Here is a 24,901-nt window from a genome sequence, read left to right as displayed (position 1 = left end):
ATCCCTTTTGGCGGATGCAATTCGCTTCAAACCCCGAACCCGTTCAATTCACACCAGAGGTCGCTCTCGCAGCAGGATCACCTGAGCCGTCCACGCCCTGGCGATGAGCCGACCTCGCTCATGTCGTTTTAGCAATATCCGGACGGACAGAGCCCTGCCTCGGTCACCCCAGGCATCAGGAAGTGCTCGCTTTGTCTTCATATTCTTATGCGCTCATCGGCAATACTTGGCCGGCCGGCACGACAACGCTCACCTATAGTTTCGCGACCAGCGCCGTTAACGGCAATGCCTTTAGCAGCAGCATTACGAACAGTACCGAACGCACCGAAATCGCAGCCGCCTTCGCGACCTGGTCGACCATCACCGGCATTCAATTCGTGGAAGTCGCGGATGGCACCACCGCCAATATTCGGCTGAATTTCGCGGATGTTGAATCCACCAGCGCGGCGCTTGGCCAAACTACCCTGAGCTATGCGGCAAACGGCATCACCAATGCCAATTCCCCTGTCATCTTGCTGGAAGATCCGAATGAGACGCCGCTCGTCGCCGACAGCACCGGCATTCTGTACTATAGCCAGGGGGCCAATTCCGAAAGCGAAGACACGACCTTCCTACAATTGGTCGAGCACGAAATCGGGCATGTTCTGGGCTTTGCCGATAACAACGATCCCAACTCGATTGAAAACGCCAGCCTGACCAGCATCAATCGCGGCTTTGACGGGACCGATCTGATCGGCGCCCTGACGCTTTATCCCAGCTTCAGCACCGGCACATTGCCGACCGTTACCACGGCGGTCACGACTGCCGCCGCATCGGCCACGCCCGACGTCGTCGCGACATCCACAGCGGCATCATCCACGTCCGGCAGCACAACCACCGCACCCACGCTGTTCACGCTGTCCGATAACGGCAGCACGACCGCCGTGACCGCCGACAGCTATACCGGGCCGCTGGGCTTTCTGCCGCATGGCGACTTCTTCTCGTACAATGGCTCGGACAACGTCAATATCGTCGCCAGCAGCAATGCCACAAATCCGCTGATCGCATCGGGCTCCGGCATCGATCTGCTGCAAGGCACGGCGACGGGCACCAGCGTGCTGGACGCCGGAACCGGCGCCAATATCGATATCGACGGCGGCAATGGCGCCACGACCTTCGTCCAGAACGGCTATGTCAGCGGCGCGACCTGGGACTTCCTGCAAAACTTCCACGGCGCCGACGAGGACATTCTGTTCGGCTATATCCCTGGCCTGTCCAAGCTGACTTTCACGGATAGTGCCGGCATGGGCAGCGACTATGGCGTGACAGCGACGCTTCTGCCCGGCAATGGCAATTCTGAGGAAGTCACCTTCGTCGGGGTTACCATGGCCGATCTGCATGGCGCGGCCACCACGGTCGACGGCGTGCCGAGCTGGGTTTTGTGGACGTCCTGATAGCGCTTCCAAAGACGAGCGTCAGCGCGGGCGGGTGAAGCCTGCCCGCGCTGACGCCACCGCTTGTCGCGTGACGCAGCCATAAGCGTGGTCGTTCACCAGGCCCAGCGCCTGCATGAGCGCGAAAACGGTGGTGGGGCCGACGAAGGACCAGCCGCGTGTCTTGAGATCCTTCGACAGCGCGACCGATTCCGGTGATGTCGTCATCGTCTCAGGCGTAATTTCGGCTTTCGGCGCGAAGCGCCAGACATAGCCGGCCAGCGAGCCTTCGGCGGCGATCAGTTCCTGCGCGCGATGGGCATTGTTGATGGCCGACGCGATCTTGGCGCGGTTGCGGATAATGCCGTCATTCTGCAACAGCCGCGCGATATCGGCCTCGGTCATGGCCGCGACGCACGCAATCTCAAAATCATGGAAGGCCGCGCGGAAATTGTCGCGCTTGGTCAGGATCGTCCGCCAGCTCAAGCCGGATTGAAACCCTTCCAGGCAGAATTTCTCGAACAATAGCCGGTCATCGCCGACCGGAAAGCCCCATTCCCGGTCATGATAGGCCAGCATGTCCGGGCCGATGGCGCACCAGGCGCAGCGCGGCTTTCCATCCGGCGCGATCATGGTAGCGCTCATCCGTCCGTCCCCCAAAGCGGGGCGACGTTCACACCGGTTGTTCGGGAAAGGCAAGCTCGTGCCGCGCGCGCCATTCCGGCGTCACGTAATTGACGATCAGGGAGCGGCGGACCCCCGTGATGGGCCGGCGGATGAAACCATGCCAGCTCGTGGTCGACGGCACGAAGACCAGGCCGCCATTCGTGCGCGCAGGCGCGCTGCCGATATGGCGGTCCGGCCGTTCATAGATATCCGTGCCCCAATCCTCGCCATCTGGCGGGTCGGACAGATAGATCAGCATGGTGAAGAATTTGGCGCCGATATCGGTATGCGGTTCCAGCCAGAAGCCGTCGGTGTCCAGGCAATATTCGACGCGCAGATAACTGCCCGACAGCGCCGCACCGGTCTGCCGCGCCAGATGCGCCACCGTGACAGGCGATTGCAGCGCGGCCACCACGTCCCGGCACACCGGAAACCGCGCCTGGGCCTCGGCGCCGAAGAACAGCCGGCAGGAATTATGCGTCTCCCGCCGTCCCAGACTGTCGGTAATGGCAGGCGGCGCCAGCGGCAGGGCGCCGATGGCCTGCACCACTTTCAGCGGCAGCATGTCGGTCAGCAGCCAATGGGGATAGGGATGATGCCTTGCCTCCGCCGCATCCATGGCGGCGCGCAGGGTCAGGCCGGTATCGGGATCGTCAGGCAGCAGCATTGAGGGCAGGTCCGCATTGTGCCGCTGACCCTGGAGCCTGGACAGTGACCGGTCATTGACCTGCGTCAAAGCCCGGCGGTCTTCCCGAAAGCCGCGTCCTGGCTAGAATGGGCGCGCTTGATGGGACTTGAGAGAATGACGGACCAGCCGAACCAGACCGCAGCACGCGCGGAATTGCAGAAAATCCGCCGCAGCATCGACAATATCGACGCCGCGCTGATCCATATGCTGGCCGAACGCTTCCGCTGCACCAAGGCCGTGGGGGCCCTGAAGGCCGAACATAACCTGCCGCCGTCGGACCCGGCGCGGGAGGCCGAGCAGATCGCCCGGCTGCGGACCCTGGCCGAGGACGCCCAGTTGGACCCCGATTTCGCCGAGAAATTTCTGGGTTTCGTCATCCGCGAGGTGATCCAGCATCACGAGGCCGCCCGCCAGGGCTAGGGCGTCAGGCGAAACGCCGGGCGGCCGCGACGCAGAGCACGACCGCCCCGGCCGCCGCCAGCATGATCCCCGGCACGGGCTCACCCAGCACCATGGCCGCCAGCAGCAGCCCAATAAAGGGCTGCAAAAGCTGCAACTGGCCGACGCGCGCCACCCCGCCCAGCGCCAGGCCGCGATACCAGAAGACGAAACCCAGCCACATGCTGAAGACCGCGACATAGCCAAGCCCGGCCCAGGCGCCTGCGCCGATGCCGTTCCACTGCAACGGCCGCGTCGCCACGGCCAGGACCAGCATCAGCGGCAAGGCCAGCAGCAACGCCCAGGAAATGACCTGCCAGCCGCCCAGCCGCCGCGACAACCGCGCGCCTTCGGCATAGGCCAATCCGCAGAGCAGGATCGCCGCCACCATCAGAAGGTCGCCGGCCGTCGCACCGCCACCACTCTGGGCGAGTGCGAAAGCGATGACGCTGAGACTGCCGAGGACGGAAAAAAGCCAGAACAGAGGTTTCGGCCGCTCCCCGCCGCGCAGCACCGCGAAACCGGCCGTGACCAAGGGCAGCAAGCCGACGAAGACCACCGAATGCCCGGCATCGATATGCTTCAGCGCCAGCGCGGTCAGCAGCGGAAAGCCGATGACGGCGCCGAGCGCGACAAGGCCGAGCGGCAGAATATCCGCGCGCGCCGGACGCCTTTCCCGCAGCAGGATCAGCATGGCCCCGGCGATGGCCGCCGCGATGACGGCGCGAGCCGAGGTGAGGAACAGCGGTGAGAACCCCGCCACCGCCAGTCGCGTTGCCGGCAGGGAGCCTGCGAAGATCACCACCCCCAGCATTCCGCTGCCCCACCCCGATGCTGTTTTCGCTTGTGTCATCGCCGCCTCGCTTTCGGCACCGGTTTGGCCGGTAGCCACTGGCGAAGACAGGGATAATTCCATACAATTTTACCAAACTGTACTGACACGAAGGCCCATACACTTTGCCGAAAACCGGAGAGAGCGTGGAACGATCGCCAGGCCGCACCGCAGAGGTGATGGCCGCCATTCGCGTCCGTCTCGCCAATCGGTCCCTTGCCTCCGGCGACCGCCTGCCCTCCATCCGGGGCTTGGCGGCCAGCATGGGCGTATCTCCCTCGACCATCGCCGAGGCCTATGACCGGCTGGCTGCGGAAGGGGTGATCCGGTCGCAGCGCGGCTCTGGCTTCTATGTCGCCAGGCGCGCCGCCGCGCCTTTGGTTCTGGCCGATGCCGAGCCGAGGCGCGACCGGGCGGTCGATCCCTTCTGGGTGTCCCGCCAGTCGCTGGACGCCGACCCGCGCATCACGCGGCCCGGCTGCGGCTGGCTGCCGGCGGACTGGATGCCGACCGCCGCCCTGCGGCGGGCCTTGCGCGGCCTCGCGCGCGGGGCGGATGATCTGCTGACGGATTACGGCAATACGCGCGGCACTTTGGCCCTGCGCCGCCTGCTGCTGGCAGGCTTCGCTGAGGAAGGCATTGTCTGCACCATCGACCAGGTGCTGCTGACGACTTCCGGCACGCAGGCGCTGGATCTGGTCTGCCGTTTGCTGCTGCGGCCGGGTGATATCGTGCTGGTGGACGACCCCTGCTATTTCAATTTCCGCGCCCTGCTGCGGGCGCATCAGGTGACGGTCATCGGCTTGCCCTACACGCAGACGGGCCCGGATCTGGCGGCGTTCGAGACTGCGCTCGGGCAGCATCGCCCGCGCCTCTACATCACCAATTCCGCGCTCCATAACCCCACCGGGGCGACGCCGACCCTGCAAACCGTGCATCGGCTTCTGACGCTCGCCAAGACCCATGACCTGACCATCATCGAGGATGACATCTTCGCCGATTTCGAGCCCGAGCCTTCGCCGCGTCTGGCCGGGCTGGACGGGTTTGACCGCGTCATCCGCATCGGCAGCTTTTCCAAGACCATCTCGGCCTCCCTGCGCTGCGGCTATATCGCGGCGCGGCGGGACTGGATCGAAGACCTGATCGATTTGCAGATCGCGACCAATTTCAGCGGCCCGAGCCCGGTTGTGGCGGAGGTCGTCGCCCGCGTGCTGACCGATGGCGGCTACCGCAAGCACAAGCAGGCGCTGCATCTGCGGCTGGCCCATGCCCGACAGGAGACGGCAGAGCGGCTGCGGGCGCTTGGCGTCGAACCCTGGGCCATGCCGCGCGGCGGTTTCACGCTCTGGTGCCGCCTCCCGGACGGCCTGGATTCGACGGCGGTGGCCAAGGCCGCCATGGCGGAGGATGTGGTGCTGGCACCCGGCAATGTCTTCAGCACGTCCCAGACCGCCGGGGCCTTCATGCGCTTCAATGTCGCGCAATGCGCCGATCCGCATGTCTGGGCGGTGCTGCGCCGGGCGCTCGCCACAGCCCAGCAGAAGACAGTTCAGCAGGAGCACGCCTCATGACCCGCATAGACCTGCTGCGCGCCTTCGTGATTCTGGGCGAGGCCGGCAATTACACCACCGCCGCCGACCGGCTTGGCATCAGCCAGCCGACGCTGACCAAGCAGATCGCCCGGCTGGAGGATATTCTGGGCCAGCTTCTGTTCCATCGCTCCCGCCAGGGCACCGAACTCACGGATTTCGGGCGGCAGTTTCTGGCCGAGGCGCAGCCCATGGTGCGGGAGGCCGATCTGGTCTGGGCGCGCGGCCTGCGTATGGCGGCTGGCCAGACCGGCAGGCTCGCCATCGGCTTCACCTTTTCGGCGCTGGACGTAATGACGCGGGCGCTGATCGCCTATCGCGAGACTTTCCCCGATGTCGAAATCAGTTTCGACGTCATCTCGTCGCAAAGCCAATTGCCGATGCTGCGCGAGCACCGGCTGGATGTCGCCTTCGCCCGCTGGCAGGACAGCCCGGATCTTTCGGCCTGCGTCGTTTCCAGCGACGGGCTGGCCTTCGTCTATCCCGCCAGCCGCGCCGGGGAGATTGACAGCATCGACAGCACAGCCGTGCGCCACCTGCCCTTCATCCGCCTAAAACGCGAAATCGCGCCCGGTTTCGAGGGCGCGGTACAACGGCTGTTCGACGGAAAAGGTATCGAACCCGTCGTCACCCATTGGGTGAATGAAAGCCTGGTGCAGCTGCGCATGGTGGAAGCCGGGCTGGGTGTGGCCATCATGCACGGTTCGGCCGTGGCCAGCCTGATCGACCGCAGCCGGCTGGTGGTGCAGCCGATCGACGGCCCCAATCTGGGCTGGCAGACGGCCATGTATTGGCGCAGCGCGGAGAAGAAGCCGGTGGTGCTGCAATTTCTGAAGATCGCCCAGGAGATCGCGGCGGAACGGCGCTAACATGTTTTCTAGTGAGTAGCCGCCCTACGCTGTCATGCCCGGCCTTGTGCCGGGCATCTACCATGCCGGGCGCCTAAACGCTGTCATGGCACCGCAGCGGGTAGACCCCCGGCACAAGGCCGGGGGTGACGAAAGAAAAGAACGCCCGTTAAGACTGAGGCCTCGCGTTCGACTTTCTCATTCAAAAAGTAATCACGAAGGCCAAACCTCTTCAGTTGAAACCTGCCTGTAACGCGCCAGGATGAATTTCCCCTGGATATCACTCGTGTGCAGGATTTGAACTTCGCCCATTGTCGCGGCAGCCTCGTTGCGAAGTTCAAATCTGAAAAGCACACGAGAATCATATACTTGGCAGAGCGGCTCTGGCTCGGAAATTCGCAAGACGTTTGCCGCCGACGATAGCGAATTTCCGAGCCGCCGCACTGCCGCGACGACGACGGCGCAGCGTTATGCCGAAAAGACATAACGCACGTTGATCGACAGGAGTTTGAGAATGGCTAAACAGATTCACCTTGCGGCTTTCATGAATGGCGGCCCAATGGGCACCACCGGCTGGCGCCACAAGGACGCCGACCCGGCTTTCATGAAGGCGAGCTATTACCGCAATGCCGCGCGCATTCTGGAAGCCGCACGTTTCGATCTCGCTTTCATCCCAGATGCGCTGTCGATGCCGCGCTCACTCGGCAATTCCTTCCGCCCGGCGGTGGAATGGGGATCTGGCACGCCGCGCCTGGACCCGCTGGTGGTGCTGGGCGTGATGGCCGGCGTGACGCAGCATATGGGCCTGGCCGCCACCATCTCCACCGGCTATCACGAACCCTATAATCTGGCACGCGAACTCGCGACCTTCGACCATATGACGGATGGCCGCGCCGGCTGGAATATCGTCACCTCCTTCCAGGATGCGGAAGCGCAGAATTTCGGGGAAGCAAAGCTGCCGCCGCGCGAAGAGCGCTACGCCCGCGCCGAGGAAGTGCTGCAAGCGACGACGCAGCTTTGGGACAGCTGGGATGACGATGCCATCATCCAGAACAAGCCGACCGGCGTTTTCGGTGACCCGGCGAAAGTCCGCAGCGTCGACTACAAGGGCAAATATGTCAGCACCCAGGGGCCGCTGTCGGTGCCGCGGCCGCCCCAGGGCTATCCGCTGCTGATCCAGGCCGGCGCTTCCCCGCGCGGCCGGGACTTCGCGGCACGCTGGGCGGATATCATCTTTTCCAGCAATGAATCCCTGGAATCGGCCATCGCCTTCCGGGCCGATATCCGCAAGCGCGCGGCCAGCTTCGGACGTGACCCGGACCAGATCAAACTGCTCTGCGCCGCTTCCGTCGTCGTCGGTGAAACGGATGCCGAGGCCCAGGCCAAGCACGAGGCTTTCGCCGATCTGGTGCATCCCCTCGCCGGCCTGTCGCGCCTCGCCTATCATTGCAATGTCGATCTGACGAAATACGATCTGGATGGACCGCTGCCGACGCTGGAAGACGTCGGCGTGCAAGGCCATTACGAGGAAGTGGTCGAATTTGCCCAGCGCGAAAAGCTCAGCATCCGCGAAATCGGCCGCTGGTACGGCGCGCGTACGGAAGGCAATATGATCGGCTCGGCCACCACCATCGCCGATAATATGGAACAATGGATGGAGCGTGGTGCGGCCGACGGCTTCATGGTGCAGGCGACGCATCTGCCCGGCGCCTTCACGGAATTCGCCGATCATGTGGTGCCTGAATTGCAGCGCCGTGGCCTGCATCGCACGGAATACCCTGAAGGCACGGCGCGTGACCTGCTGGGCCTGAACCGCCCGCAGCGCGATGAATGGATGAACCGTGCCGAACGCTAACGCATCTCCCCTCGTCGAAGCCGATTGGCTGATCGCTCATCGCGCGTCCGTTGTGGTGCTGGACTGTTCGGTGGCGCGCATCCCTGGCCCCGATGGCCGCACGGATTTCGGGCCGGGCGGCGACGCCTTTGCGCGCGGCCATATTCCGGGCGCGCGCTTCGCCGATGTCATGCAGGCGTTTTCGGACGCCTCGGCCCGCTATCCTTTTACCTGCCCGACGCGCGCTGGTTTTGACCACGCTGCACAAGCCTTGGGTTTGAACGCGGATAGCGACATCGTCGCCTATGACACGCTCGGCGGCCCCTATGCGGCGCGGCTGTGGTGCGTGTTCCGCGCTTTCGGCCTGACCAATATCCGGGTCCTGAATGGCGGTCTGGCCGCCTGGCAGTCAGCCGGAGGCGCGGTGGAAACGGGTGACGCCGCCCCGGTTCCGGCCGGCACGCTGGCCGCGACGCAAGAGCCCAATCTGTTCGTGGATGCCGCCTATGTCGCCGCGATGATCGGTCAAGGAAACATCCCCGGCCAGCCGCTGCTCTGCGGTCTGCGCGGCGCGCAGTATCGCGGCGAGGGCAGCACCGACCCCAGGCGCGGGCATATTCCGACCAGCCTCAATCTGCCTTTCCCGGACCTGCTGGACAGCACCGGCCGACTGACGCCCGAGCGCGTGGAGGCAGCGCTTTCGGCGCTGGGCCTCAGCCACGATATCGCGCCCGTTCTCTATTGCGGCGGCGGCATCAATGCGGCGGGGCTCGCTTTGGCGCTCAGCCTTGTCGGCATCGGTGACGTCAAAATCTACGACGATTCCATGAACGGCTGGCGGGATGACCTGTCTCTCCCGGTGGAGCATGACACGCCATGACCGACATCACGATGCTGACGGCGACCGACATGACGGCCGGTTTCGCGGACGGGCGCTTTACCCCCGTCGATGTCGCGGAAGCCGCCCTGGCGCGTATCGCCGGACCGCTGACGGCGCTGAACGCCATCGCCAGCACCGATCCTGCGTTGACGCGGCGCGAGGCGGAAGCGAGTGCGGCACGCTGGCAAGCCGGCACGCCGCTGGGCCCGCTGGACGGCGTGCCGGTCAGCTTCAAAGACAGTTTCCATATGCAGGGCTTTCCGCGCTGGCACGGCACAGCCTGCCATGCCGGCACGCCCTCGCCCGGTGATGCTTTGCCGGTGCAGCGCGCCCGCGCCGCCGGCATGGTGCCGACCGCCAAGACGACGATGCCGGATTTCGCCATGGTCATGTCCGGCCTCAGTTCCGAACATGGCATCATCCGCAATGCCTGGAACACAGAGACCAGCCCGGGCGGCTCCTCCTCCGGTGCCGGCCCCTCCGTCGTGCTAGGGGGCGCGGCTGTCGCGCTCGGCACCGATATGGTGGGCTCCGTCCGCCTGCCGGCAGCGCTATCCGGCCTTGCCTCCATCAAGCCGACCCAGGGCCGCATCGCCTATGATCCGCCGGGCAGCTATCGCAGCGCCGGCCCCCTGGCGCGCTGCATCCGCGACGTGGAACTGACGCTGACGGCACTCGGCCAATTTTCCGAAGGTGATTTTTTCTCGGCCGAGGGGCAATTCGTTCCCGCGAGCGAAAGCCTGACACGGCTAGACGGCCATCGCATCGGCGTCTGGCGTCAGGCCGGCTGGGGCGACGCGACAGATGCGCCGACGCTGGCCGCCGTCGCGGCGCAGGCCGATCGTCTGGCCGATCTTGGTGCCGAGATCGTCGAGATTGCCGATATCGCGGCAGACGCCGACGATTACATGGCCATCCACTGGTATATGCTGTCCATCGGCGCGCCGGACTATTTCGGCCTGACAGCCGCCGAGCGTGGCCGCATCCATCCCGTGATCGGCGCCATGTATGACGGAATGCTGACGCAATCCGCGATTTTCCTGGCGGGCGTCAACCGCCGCATTGCCGTCGCGGCCACGCGAATCGCTAAGCAGTTCGACGGCTTCGACTATGTGCTGTCACCGGCCTTGCCGGTGCGCGCCTTCCCGGCCGAACTGTCCTGCCCTGACCCATCTCTGGGCGCGATGTCCCATCAGGCCTTTGCCTGCTGGTTCAACCAGCTCGGCTGGCCGGCCGCGACCGTCGTGGTGCATGACGAAGGCGACGGCGGTTGCCCGGTCTCCGTCCAGATCGCCGGCAAGCGCTTCGACGATGCAGGCGTGCTGCAAGTCGCCGCATTGCTGGAACGGATGCGCGGCTTCGACATCCGCTGGCCGGAGGCCGCAGGATGAAAACGCTCGTCATCTTCGATGTCGACGGCACGCTGATCGATTCCGGCCATCTGCATCATGACCTGATCACCCGCATTCTGGCCGAAGACGGTCTGGACGTGACCTTTCAGCCCTGGAGCGCCTATCCGCATTACACCGATCTCGGCGTGCTGAATGAGCTGTTCCACCACTACCACAAGCGCGGCATTTCAACCGATGAACTCGCCCGCTACGACGAACTCTATGAAGCAGCGCTGCGTGAGCATCTGGCCGACAATGCCCTGCCGGAAATTGCAGGCGCCGCCGCGCTGCTTGCTGGCCTTGCCGAGCAGGACGACGTTCACGTCGCTTTCGCCACGGGGTCTCTGCGCCGCATGGCGCAGCTGAAACTGTCCCGGCTTGGCCTTACGCCGGACGACCTGGCCTTGGCGACGGGTGGCGAGCATCTGACGCGGGAAGGCATCGTCCGCGCGGCTGCGGCGCTCGCCATGGGCCAGAACGCAGCCCCCTATCGCGCCGTCATTCTGGGCGACGGGCTGTGGGATCAGCGCACCGCCGCCGGCCTCGGCATTCCCTTCGTCGCCCTGCAAACCGGCCTGCATGCTTTCGATGACAAAACAGCGCTGACGCTGCGCGATTTCAGCACCCTGACGGCGGGCCATCTGCTGTCGCTGGCCGCCCCTGTCGATCTTACGGAGACTACATCATGACACGACAGACCATTGCGACCGGCAGCAAGTATGAAGAGTTGATGGGTTATTCCCGCGCTGTCGTGATGGGCGGCACCGTCTATGTCTCCGGCTGTTCCGGCCTGCCGCCGGATGTGGAGACCAACGGCCCCGGCGATGCCGCCACCCAGCTGGCCTATGCCGTGGTCAAAGTCGGCCGCATTCTGGAACAGGCCGGCGCCACGCTGGCCGATATCGTCCGCACGCGCCTCTATCTGACAGACGAAGCCGATTGGGATGCGCTGGTCGCCGCCCATGGCATCGCTTTCGCTGCGGTGCGGCCGGCCTGCACCATGGTGCAGGTGTCCCGCCTGATCGACACCCGGATGACGATCGAGCTTGAAGTGACCGCTGTACTTCCTGTCGCATAAGGATTGATGACAAGACTTATCTCTTGTCAAATCGCTAAATCAGGTGTTGCTGCACATAATTGACCGAAGGAGAGCGTGAATGAAAACATTGTCCTGGCAGGACGCCGCCGTCCGCCACGAATTTTCCCGGCTGAAGGCCATGAAGCCCTTCTGCTACGGGCTGACCAATTACGTCACCGCCGGGCTTTCGGCCAATGTTCTGCTCGCCGTCGGCGCCGGCCCGGCCATCGGCAGCGCCATGGACTGGCCCAGTGTTTTCGGTCGTCATGCCCATGCCGTCTGGATCAATGCCGCCTGCCTGATGAGCTGTGGGCCGGATGAAATCCGCGCGGCCGCACGGGCGGCCCATGAAGGCAATGTGCCCTGGGTGCTGGACCCGGTGGCGGTCGGTGCCGGTGCGCCGGACTATGACGCCGTCATCCGCAGCCTGCTGGAATTCAAGCCCACCGCCATTCGCGGCAATGCCTCGGAACTCATCGCGCTGGCGGGCGGCAATGGCGGCGGCCAGGGCGTGGAAACGACGCTGACCTCCGACAAGGCCCTGCCCTTCCTGGAGAAGGTCGCGGCCGAGACCGGCACCATCGCGGCCGTCAGCGGCCCTATCGACTATATCACCGATGGCACCACAACCATCTCGGTCAGCGGCGGTGACGCGCGCATGACGCAGATGACGGGCGCCGGCTGCTCGCTCGGCGGTTTCATCGCCGGCATGCTGGCCAATGCCGAAGACCGTTTGACGGCGGTGGCCGCCGCCCATGCCATCTATTCCGAAGCCGCCGAGCGCGCGTCGGGTGCCATTGGCACCGGCAGCTTCGCCGTGCAGTTCCTGGATCACCTGTCGCTGCTCAATCCGGCGGAATAATCGACCCAATAACGGTTGCAGGATCATCGCTTCGGCGATCCTGCAACCGCGACTGCCAAAAATGGGAGGAAACAATCCTCCTGTCATCGCGGAGATGAAATCCCTTTCCACGGCATTCGGATTCTCAGCTTTACCATAAGGAATCTTTTCAATGTCGGCGGGCTTAAAAACCTTTTCGGCGCAGGTAACGGCCGGCGCCTATGTATCCGATATCTTCTACATCTTAGGCTGTTTCGGCGTGGTTCTGGGCATGGTGGCGCTGACGCTGCTGGATGCCGGCATCGTCAATCGCAAGAACGTCGTCGATACCATCGTGCAAAAATGGGTCTGCGGCGCCGTCGGCGGCCTCGCCTATCTCGTCATGGGCTATGGATCCTGGAACTGGCAGATCTATACGGCGCTGGGCGTGCCGCATCCGCTGCGCCAGGCTTTGTCGGACTGGTCGATCTTCGGACCGAACCTCAATACCTTTGCGCAGCATCTGGACCCGGCCTTCGTGCCCGGCGCAGATACGGCGCAGATTTTCGCGGCCTTCTTCGTGCTGTTTACCATGCTCATCTGCATGCTGATGCATAGCGCGGGCGTGGAGCGTCTGAAGCCCGTGCCGGCCGTCATCATGTCCGCCCTCATCGGCGGCCTCATCAGCCCGGCCATCGCCTATCTCACCTATGGTTCGGCGAGCGCGCTGACGAATAGCGGCCTGCATGATTTCGTCGGCGATTTCGCCATGTATGTCTTCGTCGGCATCTGGGGCTGCATTCTTGCCTGGCGCCTGGGGCCGCGCCAGACCATCGCGCCCGTATCGGCGAACTTCCCGATGATGGCGCTGGGCGCCTTCTTCCTGATCCTGGCCATTCCGCTTTTCGTGCCGGCCTGCGGCTTTCTGGTGCCGGGGGTGGGCTACTACGGCATCGCCGTGAATGACAGCGGCCTCGGCGTGCTGTTCATGAGCATCGTGCTGGCCCTCGTCGCGGGCGGCGTATCCGGCACTATCGTCGCTTACGTCAAAGGCAACCCGATCTACATTATCCTGGGCCCCATCGCCGGCTATATCTCCTGCTCGGCTTTCCTCGATATCGCTTTGCCCTGGCAGGCTTTCGCGGTGGGCTTCTTCGGCCCCATCGTCATGGCGCTGGCGGATGCGGTGATGCGCCGCCTGGGCATCGACGATCCCAAGATCGTGCCGCTGGCCTTCGGCCCAGGCCTCTACAGCGCCATCATGGCCGGCATCGTCGGCAGCGGCAAAATGCAGGGCGGCTTCTTTGACGTCACCAAAGGCACCTATGCCTATCAGCATGCGCGCATCTCCTTCGGCACGCAGCTGCACGGCACGGTGCTGATGGTAGCCGGCATCGCCGTCGTCGCTTTTGTCGTGATCTTTGTTCTGGAAAAGACGATCGGCCTGCGCGTCACCGCCAAGCAGGAAGCGCAGGGTCTGGATGCGACCTATTGGCCGCGCTTCATGGGCGGCCCGCAGGCGGTCGCCGAGGTCACGGAGCTGAAGACAGCGTCAGTGACACGGTAAACACACCTATGCGTCATGCCCGCGAAAGCGGGCATCTTCTCATCGGCGCGGTGCCTACAGCAGAAGATCCCCGCTTGCGCGGGGATGACGTATCAATGGTAGTTCACGCCTTCTTGGACGACGTCCAGTTCAGGATGAAGGACATCAGCACCTTCGTATAAGTCACGAGCTGCGCGATGGAGACCTGTTCATTCACGCTATGAGCCTGTTTCAGCGTGCCCGGCCCATAGATCAGCGCCGGAATGCCGGCGTCACCAAACCAGCCACCGTCGCAGACGCTGGGCGAGACCGTCAGCGTCACGGGCGTTTCCGTCACCTGCTCATGCATGGCCATGAACATCTTGGTGCCGGGATGGTTGGGGTCCACTTCAAGCGCCGGGAAAATCTCGCCCCGGTCGATGATCATCGACGTACCCCCCCAGACGAAGGTCGGGCGATTGACGCGCAGCCACGGGTCACCCGCCGCGATACCGGCGACATGCTCCTCGATCTCGCGCACCACATCCGCGTAATTCTCGTTCGGATAGTAATGCACTGTGACCCAGAGCCGGCATTCGTCGGCGATGAAGGCGGCGTGGCGGCCGCCTTCGATGACGGCCGGATTGATGGTGGTCGACCCCAGCGGGCAGCCCGGATATTGCTTCGTCACCGCCCAATGGCGTTCCAGTTCACCCAGGCCCTGGATGATCTTGGCCATCTTTTCGATGGCGCTGGCGCCGAACAGACCGCCGCCCGCATGGATCATGCGGCCGCGCGTGCCGTCATGATAGGTCTGCGGGCTTTTGACGGTGATCCAGCCGGTGATGACGCCACCCTGGCCTTGAATGCGCAGGTCCGTGGTATCGACCACCACCGCCATATCGGCGGTATAGCCGCGCTTGTTGCATTCCAGCGTGCCGGCCTCACCGACCTCTTCGCCGATGACGGATTGGAAGATGACGTCGCCGGGCAGCTTGATGCCGTGATCGTTCAGAATGCGCAGCGCCAGCAAGGCGCCGGCCAGGCCACCCTTCATATCCGCCGTGCCGCGCCCGATGATGAAACCGTCGCGGACGATGGGCTGAAACGGCCCGGTCTCCCAGGGTTCGCCCTCCTCCACCGCCGCGACGTCGATATGGCCGTTGACGATCAGGCTGTGATGGGTCGCCGGTTCACTGCCCTTGATGGTGCCGACGACATTCGGGTCATTCGGATGCACGTCCCAGATATCGATCTCGGCGCCGAGCTCGCGCAGGTAGCTCGCCATATAATCCTGCGCCGCACCGGTATTGCGCGCCGGCGGGGCCGGCGTCTCGAAACTCACCAGCTTGCACAGCAGATCGACAAGTTCGCCCTGGCGCGCGTCGACCGCCGCCAGCAGTGTTTTCAGATCAATGCTCATTGTGCGCGCCTCACGACTGTCATCTTGTCCTTGATGCGGCGGAAGGCGGCATTGGCCTCGCGCACCACCTGGGCCTCGTCAATGCGCGTCATGCGGCGGCCCTGCATGACGATCTGCCCGTCGATGATGGAGGTATCGACCACGCTGCCATTGGCCGCGAAGACAAGATGGCTGGACAGGTGCATGGCGGTGTCGCGCAGCAGCGGCGTGAACATGGCGTTATTGGTGTCGATGAGGATGACATCGGCCTTGGCGCCGGCCGTCAATTGCCCGGTCTCATGCCCCAGCGCCCGCGCGCCATTGCGGGTCGCCATGCGCAACACCTGGTCAGCCGGCATCAGCGTCGCATCCACGCGGCTCGCCCGCTGCATCAGCGAGGCATACTTCATCACCTCGAACATATCGGCGCTGTTATTGCACTCGACCGCGTCATGGCCGAGGCCGACATTGATGCCGAGACCGACCATTTCCGGCACGCGCGCAATGCCATTGCCCAGTTTGGCGTTGGAATTGGGATTGTGGGAAATATGGGTGCCGGTTTCCGCCATCATCTGCATTTCACGGTCATCCAGCCAGACGCAATGGGCAGCGACCGTATCCGGCCCCAGCAGGCCGCATTCATAGGCGAGTTCGGTCGGGCGCTTGCCGAATTTCTCCAGGCAGAAATCGACCTCGGTCTTGCTCTCGTTCAGATGGACATGAACGCCGGCGCCAAGCGAATTGGCCATGGCGCGGGCTTCGCGCAGCAGATCGGCCGAGGAGAGCGGCAGCCATTCGATGCCGATACGCACCTGGATGCGGCCATTGGCGCGGCCATGCAGCGACGTATAGGCGTCGTGATTGTCCTGAAGACTGTCCAGGTCATGCTCGGGCAGTGCCACGTCATTCGACAGCACGGCGCGGATGCCGATATCCTCGGCCGCCTGCGCCAGCGCGCCCAATTGACGATACATGTCGTTGATCGTCGTGGCACCCGACTTGATTGATTCCATATAGCTCGCCGCCGCCGCCCAATAGGCGGCTTCCGGGTCCAGCGCGCGGATCAGCGGATACCAGCATTCGTCCAGGTATTCCCAGAGCGGCATGTGGTCGTTGTAGCCCTTGCCGATGGCGGTGTGGAAATGCAGGTCCACCAGGCCCGGCATCACCACCTTGTCGGTGGCGTCGATGACGATGTCATCCGGCAAAGCCAGGAAGGGTGCGGATTCCGGTTCCACCGCGACGATGCGGTCACCCTTGATGATAACGCGGCCGGTCTCGAAATAGGTGGCGGCATCGTCCAGCGTCAGGATCATACCATTGCGAATAACTGTCCGCGACATGGGCAGGCAATCTCCTTGTGATAGTCGGAAACGTCAGGAAATCAGGGAACGCCGATGGTATCGGGCGCCCAGTACAGGATGCGCTTCAGCACGCGGTCGACGATGACCCAGAGCACAATCGCCATGACGGAGAGGATGCTCAATGCGGCGAACATCACATCTGTCTGGATGCGCGCATTGGCATTCATCATGACATAGCCGAGACCGGCGGAAGACCCGACCCATTCGCCGATGATGGCGCCGATGGGCGCGATGGCGGTCGCCACGCGCAGGCCCGAGCCGAAGGCCGGCAGGGCCGCGAACAGGCGCACATGGCGCAGCATCGCCCAGGGGGACGCGTTCATGGTGCGGGCCAGATCAAGCCAGCCGATATCCACCCGCCGCAGGCCGTCGAAGAAGGAGGCGGTGACCGGGAAGAAGATGACCAGCACCGCCATAACGACCTTGGACGCCATGCCGAAGCCGAACCACAGCACCAGCAACGGCGCCAGCGCGAAGACCGGTATCGCCTGGCTCAGCAGCAGCAGCGGCATCAGCCAACGTTGCAACAGCGGCGAAAAGACCATGGCGAGGGCCAGCGCCATGCCGAGGATGGTGCCGGCAGCCAGACCCAGGATGATTTCCGAGAAGGTCGTGGCGGTGGCACCGATCAGCGTCTGCTGCTGCGCCACCAAAGCCTGCGCCACCGTCACCGGGCTCGGCAGCATATAGGGCGGCAGGGAGGTGAAAGCGGTGATCGCCCACCAGACCAGGATCATCACCACCAGCGTCACGATGGGACGCAGAATCTTGCTGAGGGTTTGACGGGTCATTCTGTCTCAAGCTCCGTCAAAACGCGCATCAGATGGCCTTGGGTTTCGAGCAGATGCGGATCATCCGGTGCGCGCGGCGGCTGGCCCGGCACCAGAATCGGCGCGCCCAGCACGGCCGGGTGGCCGGCGAGCGCGACCAGATGATGGCCCAGGCGGCAAGCCTCGAAAGGATCATGCGTAATCAGCAGCGCAGTGCGGCCGACCAGCAATTCAGCCGCCAGTTCCTGAATGCGCGAGCGGGTGAAGGTATCGAGCGCCGAAAAGGGCTCGTCCATCAGCACGATGGGCCGGTCTTCATACAGCGTGCGCGCGATGGCCGTGCGCTGCTTCATGCCGCCCGAGAGTTCCATCGGCAGCGCCTTGGCGCGCTCGGCGAGGCCGACGCGCTTCAGCAACTCCATGGCGCGGTCCAGATTGGGCTTCTCGCCACGCAGGCGCGTGCCGAGCATGACATTCTGCACGACGGTCAGCCAGGGATAGAGCAGATCCGTCTGGCCCATATAGGCGATACGGCCTTGCAGCGGCTTGCCGTCGCTGGCCCGCACCGTGCCGGCGGAGGCTTTGGACAGGCCGGCGACGATCTTGAGCAGGCTGCTTTTGCCGACGCCGCTGGTGCCCAGCAGCACCACGAACTGGCCGCCGGTAATCGTCAGGTCCAGGTTCTGGAAGATAGTGCGCTCACCGAAGCGAAGCGTCAGCCCTTCGATGACGATGCCCGGACAATCGGCGATGGTCATACAGCCGCCCCATCCTGCCAGCCGATGCCCCAGAACTGCGCTTCCAGCAGGCTTGCCGTCTTGAAGGTGTCGAGCAGCGAGGCATAGCGCGCTTCCGCGCCACGGCGCTTGCCGAAGGCATCAAGGTCGATGATCGATTGCGCGACCGTCGCGCGATAGTCCTCGCCCGAATAGCTGTTGATCCAAGGTGCGTAAGGATTGCCTTCCAGCACCGTTTCCGGGTCCGCCAGCAGGTTCTGGGCGATTTCAGCATAGCCGACCAGGCAAGGTGCAAGCGCAATTTCCAGATCCAGCCGGTCACCCGAGGAGCCGCGTTCCAGGAAGAAATTGGCATAGGCCGTCATGCGCAGGTCAGGCGGTGCGCCTTCCAGTTCCGGCTGGGAAATGCCCCATTCTTTGCAATAGGAGACGTGCAGCGGCATTTCGACGTCGAGCAACGCCGTCATGGTGCGGTTGGCGGCGACGAGTTCACTAAGGGACTCGCTTTTATAGCCGGCCAGCGCATAGCCGCGGGCATATTGGATCAGGTAAAGATAGTCCTGGATCAGGAAGTTCTGAAACCACGCCTGCGGCAGCGTGCCGCGCCCGAGCGCACGCATGAAGGGATGGTCGATATAGCTTGACCATTCGCTGGCGGCATCGCGGCGCAGGCGGCCGAACAGGCCGAAATCAAAATCCGGCGCCTGGGCGCCGGTGACGATGTTGGAAACCACGCTAACAATCCTCTTAATGTGCCGACCCGGTCGAGGTCGGACAGGCACCGGCCGCCGCTTGCGCGGCAGCCAGCGCCCTTATGCGTCCGTCGGTCAGCTCGCCTTCAATTCGATGGCGTAGTCGGACAGCGGCGGCTGCGTCTTGATCAGCTTGTGATCGTACATGAACTTTTCATAGTCCGTGTAGCGCTTCTGATCGAGCGTGAAGGGGTTTTTCGCGAAATAGCTGAGCGTCTGGTACCAGGCCGTCTTGTTCAGCTTGTTGTTCAGATCCGGGTGCTGCTTGATGAAGGCAGCCCACATCTCATCCGGATGGGCTTCCAGATAGGTGGTGCCTTCCTGTAGCGCTTCGAGGAAAGCGGTGATCTTGGGATCATGCGCTTCCTTCTTATTGGCGATGAAGACCAGCTCATCATCCGGCGGCACGCCGTAATCCTCGGGCGTGAAAGTGACGGGGGTCTTGCCCATGCCCTTCAACTCGTTGACTTCGAAATTGCGATAGGCGCCGATGACGCCATCGACCTGATGCGAGGTCAGCGCAGTGACGAGCGCGAAATTGACATTGACCAGCGTCACGTCCTTGGGCGACACGCCGGCATATTCCAGCATCGTATCGACCACGGAATCATCCAGGCCTGCGACCGAGAAGCCGATCTTCTTGCCCTTGAAATCCTTCATGGTCTTGATGCCGCTGTCGCTGATGGTCGCCAGCACGTTCAGCGGCTTGTTGATGACGGTGCCGACGCGCACGACCGGCAGACCCTGATCGGCCATCAGGTAAAGCTGCGGCTGATAGGTCAGCGCGAGGTCGGCCTGGCCGGCGGCGATCTGGCGCGGCGGCAGGCTGGGATCGGCCGGAGCGATGATCTTGACGTCGAGGCCGTGGCGCTTGAAGGCGCCGGAATATTCGGCCGAGAGGATCGTTGCGTGATCAGGATTGACGAACCAATCCAGCAGCACCGTCAGCTTTTGGTCGGCGGCATGAGCCTTCGGCATGGCGATGGGCGCGGCGACCAATACAGCAGCAAAACCCAGTAAGAAACGACGCAACAAAAGCACCTCCTGTTGTAAACTGGCTGCCAGAGCCCCTGCCCTGGCGGCGGTCGTAAGGTTCGCTGCTCTCCACGCCATGAGCGGGACGCATAGGCCTGGCCCCGATCACCATCGTGGTCAATCCATCTGGCTTAGGCGCGCTCCCGCGATATGGAAAGAGCCAGCGGTTTGGCCTTCCTCAATAAGCGAGGAAGGTCAGCACCGCCTTGTTGAAGACCTCCGGCTCGGTCTGCGAGACGGCGTGGGCGCCATAGGATAGAACCTGCAATTCCGCGCCTGGAATGCCACGGGCGAGTTCTTCCGAGGATTCCAGCGGCGTCAGATTATCGTCCCGCGCCACCAGCACCAAGGTCGGGCATTGGATATCGGGCAGATAGGCGCGGCCGTCGAAGGATGTCACCGCATTGACGCGCGCTTCCAGAATGGTCGGCGTCGTCGATAGCTCGGCATTGCGGGCCAGCGCGGGCTCGATCGCCGCCCAATTCTCGCAGACATAGCGCGGCGGGAACAGGAAGGCCGGCGAGGCCCGGTGATACATGGCCGGGCCAAAGGCCTTCAGCAGCTTCACCCGCATTTCCATGGCCAGCGCCATCTGGGGGCAGAGCGTCGCCCAGGTCGCATACAGCACCATACGGCTGACCCGATCCGGATGGCGGGCGGCCAGAACCTGGCCGATGGCGCCGCCGGTGGAATGGCCGACGAAGAGCACCGTCTTCTCGCCCAGCGCATCCAGCAGGCCGACCAGATCATCGGTCAGCCCTTCGATCGAATAGCTGCCTTCCGTGCGGACGCTGGCGCCCGTGCCACGGTGGTCGTAGCAGATGACCTTATAGTGCCGCGACAGCGCCTCGACATTCGGCTTCCAATAGGACGCGGTCCCGGCCAGTCCCGTGACCAGCAGCAGGGTCGGCCCGCTGCCGGTAATTTCGTAATGGAACTCTTCGCCCCGAACCTGCACTGTCGGCATGCCGCTACTCCTGATCCTTCGCTCGGCCCCAATGAAGAGCCGCACCGCGCGCCGCGTCCGGCACACAAACTCACAACGTTGCGAGGACGAGCATAAGAAGCCTGTGTGACAATCCCCAGCCGAATGTGATGACTGCCACGTTGCCGATTGGGCAACACCAATGGCATCATGCGCGTCTGATTTGCGGATGGCCCACGGGCCGATGACGGAGCCCTGAGATGAATCTGAGCGCCTATCGCTATTTCAACGAGGTGGCGGAAACGCGCTCCATTCGCCGCGCGGCCGACCGGCTGCATGTGGCCCCCTCGGCCATCAGCCGGCAGATCGCCATTCTGGAACGGATGCTGGGCTCCCTGCTGCTGGAACGCACCAATACCGGCATTCAGCTGACACCCGCCGGCCTGGTGCTGGAGCGCTATACCCGCCACATGTTCCGCGACCTGGAGCGCGTCCAGGAAAGCATCAAGAATATGAAGGGCCTGCGCCTGGGTGAGGTAAAGATCTGGGTGATCGAGGGCCTGCTGGTCGACTTCCTGCCCCGTGCCATTTCGGAGTTCAACGAGGAATTCCCGGCCATCAAATTCTCGGTCTATTCCGAGTCGTCCGACCGCATCATCGAGGCGCTGATCCGCGACGAGACCGAAATCGGCATCGTTTTCAACGTCAAGCCGCGCCCTTCTATCGAAGTCGCCGCGCAATATACCGAGCCGGTGATGTGCATCGCCCATCCGTCCCATCCCTTCGCGGACCGGGAGAGCGTGACCTTGGCAGAGGTTTGCAGCCAGCAGATTACCTTGCCGGTCGCCAGCTTCGGCCTGCGCCAGTTCATCGATCAGGCCATTACCAAGCAGCGGCTGACCCCCGATATCCTGGTCTCCACCAACCATCTGGAAATGACCAAGGCCATGGCGCTGACCGGCAAGACGCTGACCGTCGCGCCCGCCCTGGCGCTGCGCAAGGAACTGCGCGAAGGCCGGCTGAAGGCAATTCCGATTTCGGACCCGGATTTCGCCTCGGCCACCTCGGCCGTCTGCATTCATCGTGACCGCCGTCTATCCTACGCCGCCGCCGAGTTTTTGAAGCGCGTCGTAAAATCCTTTCGGGCGGCCGTCGATTCGCCACGCGGCCTTGCATAGATAGACCGGAAACCAACAGTTACGGCATAGCTCGCGTTGCCGGAAACGCAACACGACGCGGATCAGATTGGAGCACGTACCGCCGGTCTTTACTGCTAGCTTTGCGACACTGCGATGACGGACCCCTGCCGTTGGGCATCATCTTAAAGCTAAGAACGGATAAGCCTATGACCTCAGTAGAATTGGGTGTGTTCCTGCCGGTGGGCAATGGCGGCTGGATCACCTCCACCACCAGCCCGCAGCTGCCCGCGACCTATGCCTATAACAAGTCGGTCACCATTCTCGCCGAAGAGATGGGCTTCGATTTCGCCCTGGCGATGGCAAAGTGGCGTGGCTACGGCGGCCCCAGCCAGCATTGGGACTTCACGCTCGAATCTATGTCCATCATGTCGGGCCTTGCGGAATGCACAAGCCGCATCGGTGTCTGGGGTACGGTCCACACCATGATCTTCCACCCGGCCGTGATCGCGAAGATGGTCGCCGGGATCGACGAGATTTCCGGCGGGCGTTTCGGCTTGAACATCGTCGCCGGGTCCAATCCGGCCGATCTGGGCCAGATGGGCCTGTGGCAGGATCTGGACCATGAAGGCCGTTATGCCCTGGCCGAGGAATGGGTGACGGTCGCCAAGCGCCTATGGACCGAGGAACGCGTCGACCATGACGGCCGCTTCTACAAACTGACCGATTGCATGTCGAACCCGAAGCCCAAGAAGGCGCCGCCCATCATCTGCGCCGGCGCGTCCGACCGTGGCTTCCGCTTCACCATCAAGAATTGCACCGGCAGCTTCCTGCTGGGCAGCAATCGCGATGATTTCGTGAAGACCGCGCTGCGGGCCAAGGAACTGGCGGCCGAAGCCGGCAGTGACGATTTCAAGACCTATGGTCTCTTCACCATCGTGCCCGGCGCCACCGACAAGCAGGCCCAGGAGCGCGTCGATTACTATAATTCCGGCGTCGATGCCGAAGCGCTGGACAACCAGACGCGCGAATATTCGATGGACCCAAGCCTGAAGCAGAATACCATGGCGAACCGCTTCATCGCCCAGGGCGAAAGCCGCAATTCCATGTCGCCGGCCGCCATCATCGGCTCGCCCGAGACGATCGCCCGCAAGCTCGCCGATATCGTGATCAACGGCAAGCTTAACGGTATCACCGTCATCGTGCCGGACTTCATCGACGACTTGAAGACGATCGGCATCGATGTTGTCCAAGGCCTGCACGACCATGGCGTGCAGACCAATGCCTATGCGCATCAGCACGGTGGGTGAATAGAATGACCGTCATCAACCCCACCGGGCTGAAGCAGCAAAGCTACTACAACCACGCCAAGATCCGCCAAGGCACGCCGGTCTTCCCGACCGGTCAGGTGTCCTGGGATGAGAATGGCGCGGTGGTCGGCGCGGGCGATATCGATGCCCAGGTCGCCCAGACCTACAAGAATATCGGCCTGATGCTGGCGGGCCTTGGTGCGACGCCGGACGATATCGTGAAGACGGTGACCTATGTCACCGATCCCGGCTTCGCGCCCGCCATCCATCGCGGACGGCTGAAATTCTTCGACGGTGTCGAACTGCCCGCCAGCACCTTCATCCATGTCGCCGGTCTGGCGGATGCCGACCTGCTGCTCGAAATCGATCTTGTCGTGATGATTCCCGACAAGGTCTGAACGCCCGTCTGAAAAACATACCCCGGCAAACCGGGTCCTTTTCCGAAACATTCAGAGAGAAAGTGATCTCTTCGTCAGATGACCTATACCATTGATCGTCGCCGTTTCGTGGGCCTGGCTCTCGGTACGGCTGTTCTGTCGGGCGCCACCATCGGCAGCTCGCGCGCTTTTGCCGCCGACCAGATCGAGGTCGCCGGCTTGTTCAGCGGCAATGTGACCCAGGGCAACTGGGATCCGCCGGGCTATGCCGCCTTCACGGCCATGGCCAAGAAATACAATTTCAAACCCTCCTATGTCGATAACGCGACCTATGAGGCGGCCCCCTCCATTCTGCGCCAAATGGCCGGTCGCGGCGTGAAGATGATCATCTGCCACAGCTCCGGCTTTTCGGCGGCGATCGAGGAAGTGGCCAAGGAATATCCGAACACCCAGTTCGTTCTCTACAGCTATGCCTCTGACACTGCCGGCTTGAAGAATTACTCCGCCTGGTCCGTCAACTGGGATCAGTACGGCTTCGTCACCGGTGCCGCCGCCGCTGCGTCCAGCAAGGCCAAGCATATCGCCATCATCGCCGGTGAAGAAATTCCCTCCGCCAAGCGCGCGGTTGAATTCACCGTCAAGGGTGCGAAGTCCCTCGTGCCGGATATCAAGGTCGACACCGTTTATGTCGGCTCCTTCACGGATATCGCGAAGGCCAAGGAAATCGCGACCGGCGTCATCGCGCGCGGCGTCGATGTTCTGATCCCCTCCGCTGACCTGGCCGATGTCGGCACGCAGCAGGCAGCGGAAGAAAATCAGGCCTTCACGATCGGGTCTTATATGGATCAGAGCAAGGACTATCCGGACGCGGTCGTCACCAGCACGGTGCTGAACTTCAACAAAGCCTATGACCAGATGGGCCAGTTCTTCACCGAAGGTAAGCTCAACGGCTCTATCTACACGATGGATCTGTCGAATGACGGCTGGACCATGGCGACCCCCTTCCGTCACGTCGATGCCAGCGTGCAGGCGAAGATTTTCGATCTGATGAGCAAGATCGGAAAGAACCAAGTTTCCGTTGAATAGTCTCTG

General features: G+C 63.2%; 25 protein-coding genes. 15 read left to right on the top strand and 10 right to left on the bottom strand.

What is annotated here, in order from left to right; translation table 11 throughout:
- The first annotated feature begins 191 nt into the window (after window positions 1-191).
- Window positions 192-1,433 (top strand): matrixin family metalloprotease, encoded by a 1,242-nt coding sequence (locus tag ASILVAE211_RS11865; protein WP_227321517.1) that lies wholly within the window; start codon window positions 192-194, stop codon window positions 1,431-1,433.
- 21 nt (window positions 1,434-1,454) lie between these two features.
- Here ASILVAE211_RS11865 and ASILVAE211_RS11860 read toward each other — a convergent pair whose 3' ends face one another.
- Both ASILVAE211_RS11860 and ASILVAE211_RS11855 read right to left on the bottom strand, forming a co-directional pair.
- The gene (locus tag ASILVAE211_RS11860; protein ID WP_319799558.1) at window positions 1,455-2,057 is read right to left on the bottom strand and encodes a DNA-3-methyladenine glycosylase I; all 603 of its coding nucleotides are present in this window, start codon (window positions 2,055-2,057) and stop codon (window positions 1,455-1,457) included.
- Between the two features lie 28 nt (window positions 2,058-2,085).
- Window positions 2,086-2,745: a 2OG-Fe(II) oxygenase family protein gene (locus ASILVAE211_RS11855; RefSeq protein WP_227321516.1), complete on the bottom strand. Its 660-nt coding sequence runs from the start codon at window positions 2,743-2,745 to the stop codon at window positions 2,086-2,088.
- A gap of 120 nt (window positions 2,746-2,865) precedes the next feature.
- Between ASILVAE211_RS11855 and ASILVAE211_RS11850 the strand changes: the two genes are divergently transcribed.
- Window positions 2,866-3,186, top strand: a complete 321-nt coding sequence (locus ASILVAE211_RS11850) for a chorismate mutase (RefSeq protein WP_406566053.1) — start codon at window positions 2,866-2,868, stop codon at window positions 3,184-3,186.
- 4 nt (window positions 3,187-3,190) lie between these two features.
- Here the strand turns inward: ASILVAE211_RS11850 and ASILVAE211_RS11845 are convergent, their stop codons facing one another.
- The gene (locus ASILVAE211_RS11845) at window positions 3,191-4,057 is read right to left on the bottom strand and encodes a DMT family transporter (protein WP_227321515.1); all 867 of its coding nucleotides are present in this window, start codon (window positions 4,055-4,057) and stop codon (window positions 3,191-3,193) included.
- A gap of 125 nt (window positions 4,058-4,182) precedes the next feature.
- Between ASILVAE211_RS11845 and ASILVAE211_RS11840 the strand changes: the two genes are divergently transcribed.
- The 9 genes from ASILVAE211_RS11840 (at window position 4,183) to ASILVAE211_RS11800 (ending at window position 14,043) form a co-directional block, all read left to right on the top strand.
- The gene (locus ASILVAE211_RS11840; protein WP_456304493.1) at window positions 4,183-5,607 is read left to right on the top strand and encodes an aminotransferase-like domain-containing protein; all 1,425 of its coding nucleotides are present in this window, start codon (window positions 4,183-4,185) and stop codon (window positions 5,605-5,607) included.
- Window positions 5,604-6,494: a LysR family transcriptional regulator gene (locus ASILVAE211_RS11835; protein ID WP_227321514.1), complete on the top strand. Its 891-nt coding sequence runs from the start codon at window positions 5,604-5,606 to the stop codon at window positions 6,492-6,494. The genes ASILVAE211_RS11840 and ASILVAE211_RS11835 overlap by 4 nt, the downstream gene beginning before the upstream one ends.
- Before the next feature lie 493 nt (window positions 6,495-6,987).
- A complete protein-coding gene (locus tag ASILVAE211_RS11830) occupies window positions 6,988-8,328 on the top strand; it encodes an LLM class flavin-dependent oxidoreductase (RefSeq protein ID WP_227321513.1) in 1,341 nt (446 codons plus the stop codon).
- Complete coding sequence (locus ASILVAE211_RS11825; RefSeq protein WP_227321512.1) at window positions 8,315-9,187, top strand: sulfurtransferase; 873 nt, start codon at window positions 8,315-8,317, stop codon at window positions 9,185-9,187. The genes ASILVAE211_RS11830 and ASILVAE211_RS11825 overlap by 14 nt, the downstream gene beginning before the upstream one ends.
- On the top strand, window positions 9,184-10,578 hold the full coding sequence (locus tag ASILVAE211_RS11820) for an amidase (RefSeq protein WP_227321511.1): 1,395 nt from the start codon (window positions 9,184-9,186) through the stop codon (window positions 10,576-10,578). The genes ASILVAE211_RS11825 and ASILVAE211_RS11820 overlap by 4 nt, the downstream gene beginning before the upstream one ends.
- On the top strand, window positions 10,575-11,267 hold the full coding sequence (locus tag ASILVAE211_RS11815; RefSeq protein WP_227321510.1) for an HAD family hydrolase: 693 nt from the start codon (window positions 10,575-10,577) through the stop codon (window positions 11,265-11,267). Before ASILVAE211_RS11820 ends, ASILVAE211_RS11815 begins: the two co-directional genes overlap by 4 nt.
- On the top strand, window positions 11,264-11,656 hold the full coding sequence (locus ASILVAE211_RS11810) for a RidA family protein (protein WP_227321509.1): 393 nt from the start codon (window positions 11,264-11,266) through the stop codon (window positions 11,654-11,656). The genes ASILVAE211_RS11815 and ASILVAE211_RS11810 overlap by 4 nt, the downstream gene beginning before the upstream one ends.
- Before the next feature lie 79 nt (window positions 11,657-11,735).
- Window positions 11,736-12,518, top strand: coding sequence for a hydroxyethylthiazole kinase (locus ASILVAE211_RS11805; RefSeq protein WP_227321508.1), 783 nt, complete (start codon window positions 11,736-11,738; stop codon window positions 12,516-12,518).
- A 151-nt stretch (window positions 12,519-12,669) separates the two neighbouring features.
- Window positions 12,670-14,043 carry an ammonium transporter gene (locus ASILVAE211_RS11800; protein WP_227321507.1) on the top strand — a complete coding sequence of 458 codons (1,374 nt, stop codon included), beginning with the start codon at window positions 12,670-12,672 and terminating at the stop codon, window positions 14,041-14,043.
- Window positions 14,044-14,146: 103 nt separating this feature from the next.
- Here ASILVAE211_RS11800 and ASILVAE211_RS11795 read toward each other — a convergent pair whose 3' ends face one another.
- The 7 genes from ASILVAE211_RS11795 to ASILVAE211_RS11765 form a co-directional block, all read right to left on the bottom strand.
- A complete protein-coding gene (locus ASILVAE211_RS11795) occupies window positions 14,147-15,424 on the bottom strand; it encodes an acetylornithine deacetylase (RefSeq protein WP_227321506.1) in 1,278 nt (425 codons plus the stop codon).
- Window positions 15,421-16,746 (bottom strand): amidohydrolase family protein, encoded by a 1,326-nt coding sequence (locus tag ASILVAE211_RS11790; RefSeq protein WP_227321505.1) that lies wholly within the window; start codon window positions 16,744-16,746, stop codon window positions 15,421-15,423. Before ASILVAE211_RS11790 ends, ASILVAE211_RS11795 begins: the two co-directional genes overlap by 4 nt.
- 41 nt (window positions 16,747-16,787) lie before the next feature.
- Window positions 16,788-17,558 (bottom strand): ABC transporter permease, encoded by a 771-nt coding sequence (locus ASILVAE211_RS11785; RefSeq protein WP_227321504.1) that lies wholly within the window; start codon window positions 17,556-17,558, stop codon window positions 16,788-16,790.
- Window positions 17,555-18,295 carry an ABC transporter ATP-binding protein gene (locus ASILVAE211_RS11780; protein WP_227321503.1) on the bottom strand — a complete coding sequence of 247 codons (741 nt, stop codon included), beginning with the start codon at window positions 18,293-18,295 and terminating at the stop codon, window positions 17,555-17,557. Before ASILVAE211_RS11780 ends, ASILVAE211_RS11785 begins: the two co-directional genes overlap by 4 nt.
- A complete protein-coding gene (locus ASILVAE211_RS11775; RefSeq protein ID WP_227321502.1) occupies window positions 18,292-19,008 on the bottom strand; it encodes a TenA family protein in 717 nt (238 codons plus the stop codon). Before ASILVAE211_RS11775 ends, ASILVAE211_RS11780 begins: the two co-directional genes overlap by 4 nt.
- A gap of 93 nt (window positions 19,009-19,101) precedes the next feature.
- On the bottom strand, window positions 19,102-20,058 hold the full coding sequence (locus ASILVAE211_RS11770; protein WP_227321501.1) for an ABC transporter substrate-binding protein: 957 nt from the start codon (window positions 20,056-20,058) through the stop codon (window positions 19,102-19,104).
- Window positions 20,059-20,239: 181 nt separating this feature from the next.
- Window positions 20,240-21,028, bottom strand: coding sequence for an alpha/beta fold hydrolase (locus ASILVAE211_RS11765; RefSeq protein ID WP_227321500.1), 789 nt, complete (start codon window positions 21,026-21,028; stop codon window positions 20,240-20,242).
- Between the two features lie 218 nt (window positions 21,029-21,246).
- On the opposite strand from ASILVAE211_RS11765, the gene ASILVAE211_RS11760 reads away from it, so the two are divergent.
- From ASILVAE211_RS11760 to ASILVAE211_RS11745, 4 genes are all read left to right on the top strand, one after another.
- Window positions 21,247-22,164, top strand: a complete 918-nt coding sequence (locus tag ASILVAE211_RS11760; protein WP_227321499.1) for a LysR family transcriptional regulator — start codon at window positions 21,247-21,249, stop codon at window positions 22,162-22,164.
- A gap of 167 nt (window positions 22,165-22,331) precedes the next feature.
- Complete coding sequence (locus ASILVAE211_RS11755; RefSeq protein WP_227321498.1) at window positions 22,332-23,432, top strand: LLM class flavin-dependent oxidoreductase; 1,101 nt, start codon at window positions 22,332-22,334, stop codon at window positions 23,430-23,432.
- A 5-nt stretch (window positions 23,433-23,437) separates the two neighbouring features.
- On the top strand, window positions 23,438-23,830 hold the full coding sequence (locus ASILVAE211_RS11750; RefSeq protein ID WP_227321497.1) for a RidA family protein: 393 nt from the start codon (window positions 23,438-23,440) through the stop codon (window positions 23,828-23,830).
- 78 nt (window positions 23,831-23,908) lie between these two features.
- Window positions 23,909-24,895: a BMP family protein gene (locus ASILVAE211_RS11745; RefSeq protein WP_227321496.1), complete on the top strand. Its 987-nt coding sequence runs from the start codon at window positions 23,909-23,911 to the stop codon at window positions 24,893-24,895.
- The last annotated feature ends 6 nt before the right edge of the window (window positions 24,896-24,901 follow it).

This window comes from Acidisoma silvae, from assembly GCF_020618775.1.
Lineage (GTDB): Bacteria > Pseudomonadota > Alphaproteobacteria > Acetobacterales > Acetobacteraceae > Acidisoma > Acidisoma silvae.
The sequence above is the reverse complement of the archived record's forward strand: the minus strand, read 5'-3'. Positions and strand labels throughout refer to the sequence as shown.

Coding starts and splice junctions, on each gene's coding strand:
- ASILVAE211_RS11860 (WP_319799558.1), bottom strand. CDS start 2,057: ATGAGCGCTACCATGATCGCGCCGGATGGAAAGCCGCGCTGCGCCTGG.
- ASILVAE211_RS11855 (WP_227321516.1), bottom strand. CDS start 2,745: ATGCTGCTGCCTGACGATCCCGATACCGGCCTGACCCTGCGCGCCGCC.
- ASILVAE211_RS11850 (WP_406566053.1), top strand. CDS start 2,866: ATGGGACTTGAGAGAATGACGGACCAGCCGAACCAGACCGCAGCACGC.
- ASILVAE211_RS11845 (WP_227321515.1), bottom strand. CDS start 4,057: ATGACACAAGCGAAAACAGCATCGGGGTGGGGCAGCGGAATGCTGGGG.
- ASILVAE211_RS11835 (WP_227321514.1), top strand. CDS start 5,604: ATGACCCGCATAGACCTGCTGCGCGCCTTCGTGATTCTGGGCGAGGCC.
- ASILVAE211_RS11830 (WP_227321513.1), top strand. CDS start 6,988: ATGGCTAAACAGATTCACCTTGCGGCTTTCATGAATGGCGGCCCAATG.
- ASILVAE211_RS11820 (WP_227321511.1), top strand. CDS start 9,184: ATGACCGACATCACGATGCTGACGGCGACCGACATGACGGCCGGTTTC.
- ASILVAE211_RS11815 (WP_227321510.1), top strand. CDS start 10,575: ATGAAAACGCTCGTCATCTTCGATGTCGACGGCACGCTGATCGATTCC.
- ASILVAE211_RS11810 (WP_227321509.1), top strand. CDS start 11,264: ATGACACGACAGACCATTGCGACCGGCAGCAAGTATGAAGAGTTGATG.
- ASILVAE211_RS11805 (WP_227321508.1), top strand. CDS start 11,736: ATGAAAACATTGTCCTGGCAGGACGCCGCCGTCCGCCACGAATTTTCC.
- ASILVAE211_RS11800 (WP_227321507.1), top strand. CDS start 12,670: ATGTCGGCGGGCTTAAAAACCTTTTCGGCGCAGGTAACGGCCGGCGCC.
- ASILVAE211_RS11795 (WP_227321506.1), bottom strand. CDS start 15,424: ATGAGCATTGATCTGAAAACACTGCTGGCGGCGGTCGACGCGCGCCAG.
- ASILVAE211_RS11790 (WP_227321505.1), bottom strand. CDS start 16,746: ATGTCGCGGACAGTTATTCGCAATGGTATGATCCTGACGCTGGACGAT.
- ASILVAE211_RS11785 (WP_227321504.1), bottom strand. CDS start 17,558: ATGACCCGTCAAACCCTCAGCAAGATTCTGCGTCCCATCGTGACGCTG.
- ASILVAE211_RS11780 (WP_227321503.1), bottom strand. CDS start 18,295: ATGACCATCGCCGATTGTCCGGGCATCGTCATCGAAGGGCTGACGCTT.
- ASILVAE211_RS11765 (WP_227321500.1), bottom strand. CDS start 21,028: ATGCCGACAGTGCAGGTTCGGGGCGAAGAGTTCCATTACGAAATTACC.
- ASILVAE211_RS11760 (WP_227321499.1), top strand. CDS start 21,247: ATGAATCTGAGCGCCTATCGCTATTTCAACGAGGTGGCGGAAACGCGC.
- ASILVAE211_RS11755 (WP_227321498.1), top strand. CDS start 22,332: ATGACCTCAGTAGAATTGGGTGTGTTCCTGCCGGTGGGCAATGGCGGC.
- ASILVAE211_RS11750 (WP_227321497.1), top strand. CDS start 23,438: ATGACCGTCATCAACCCCACCGGGCTGAAGCAGCAAAGCTACTACAAC.
- ASILVAE211_RS11745 (WP_227321496.1), top strand. CDS start 23,909: ATGACCTATACCATTGATCGTCGCCGTTTCGTGGGCCTGGCTCTCGGT.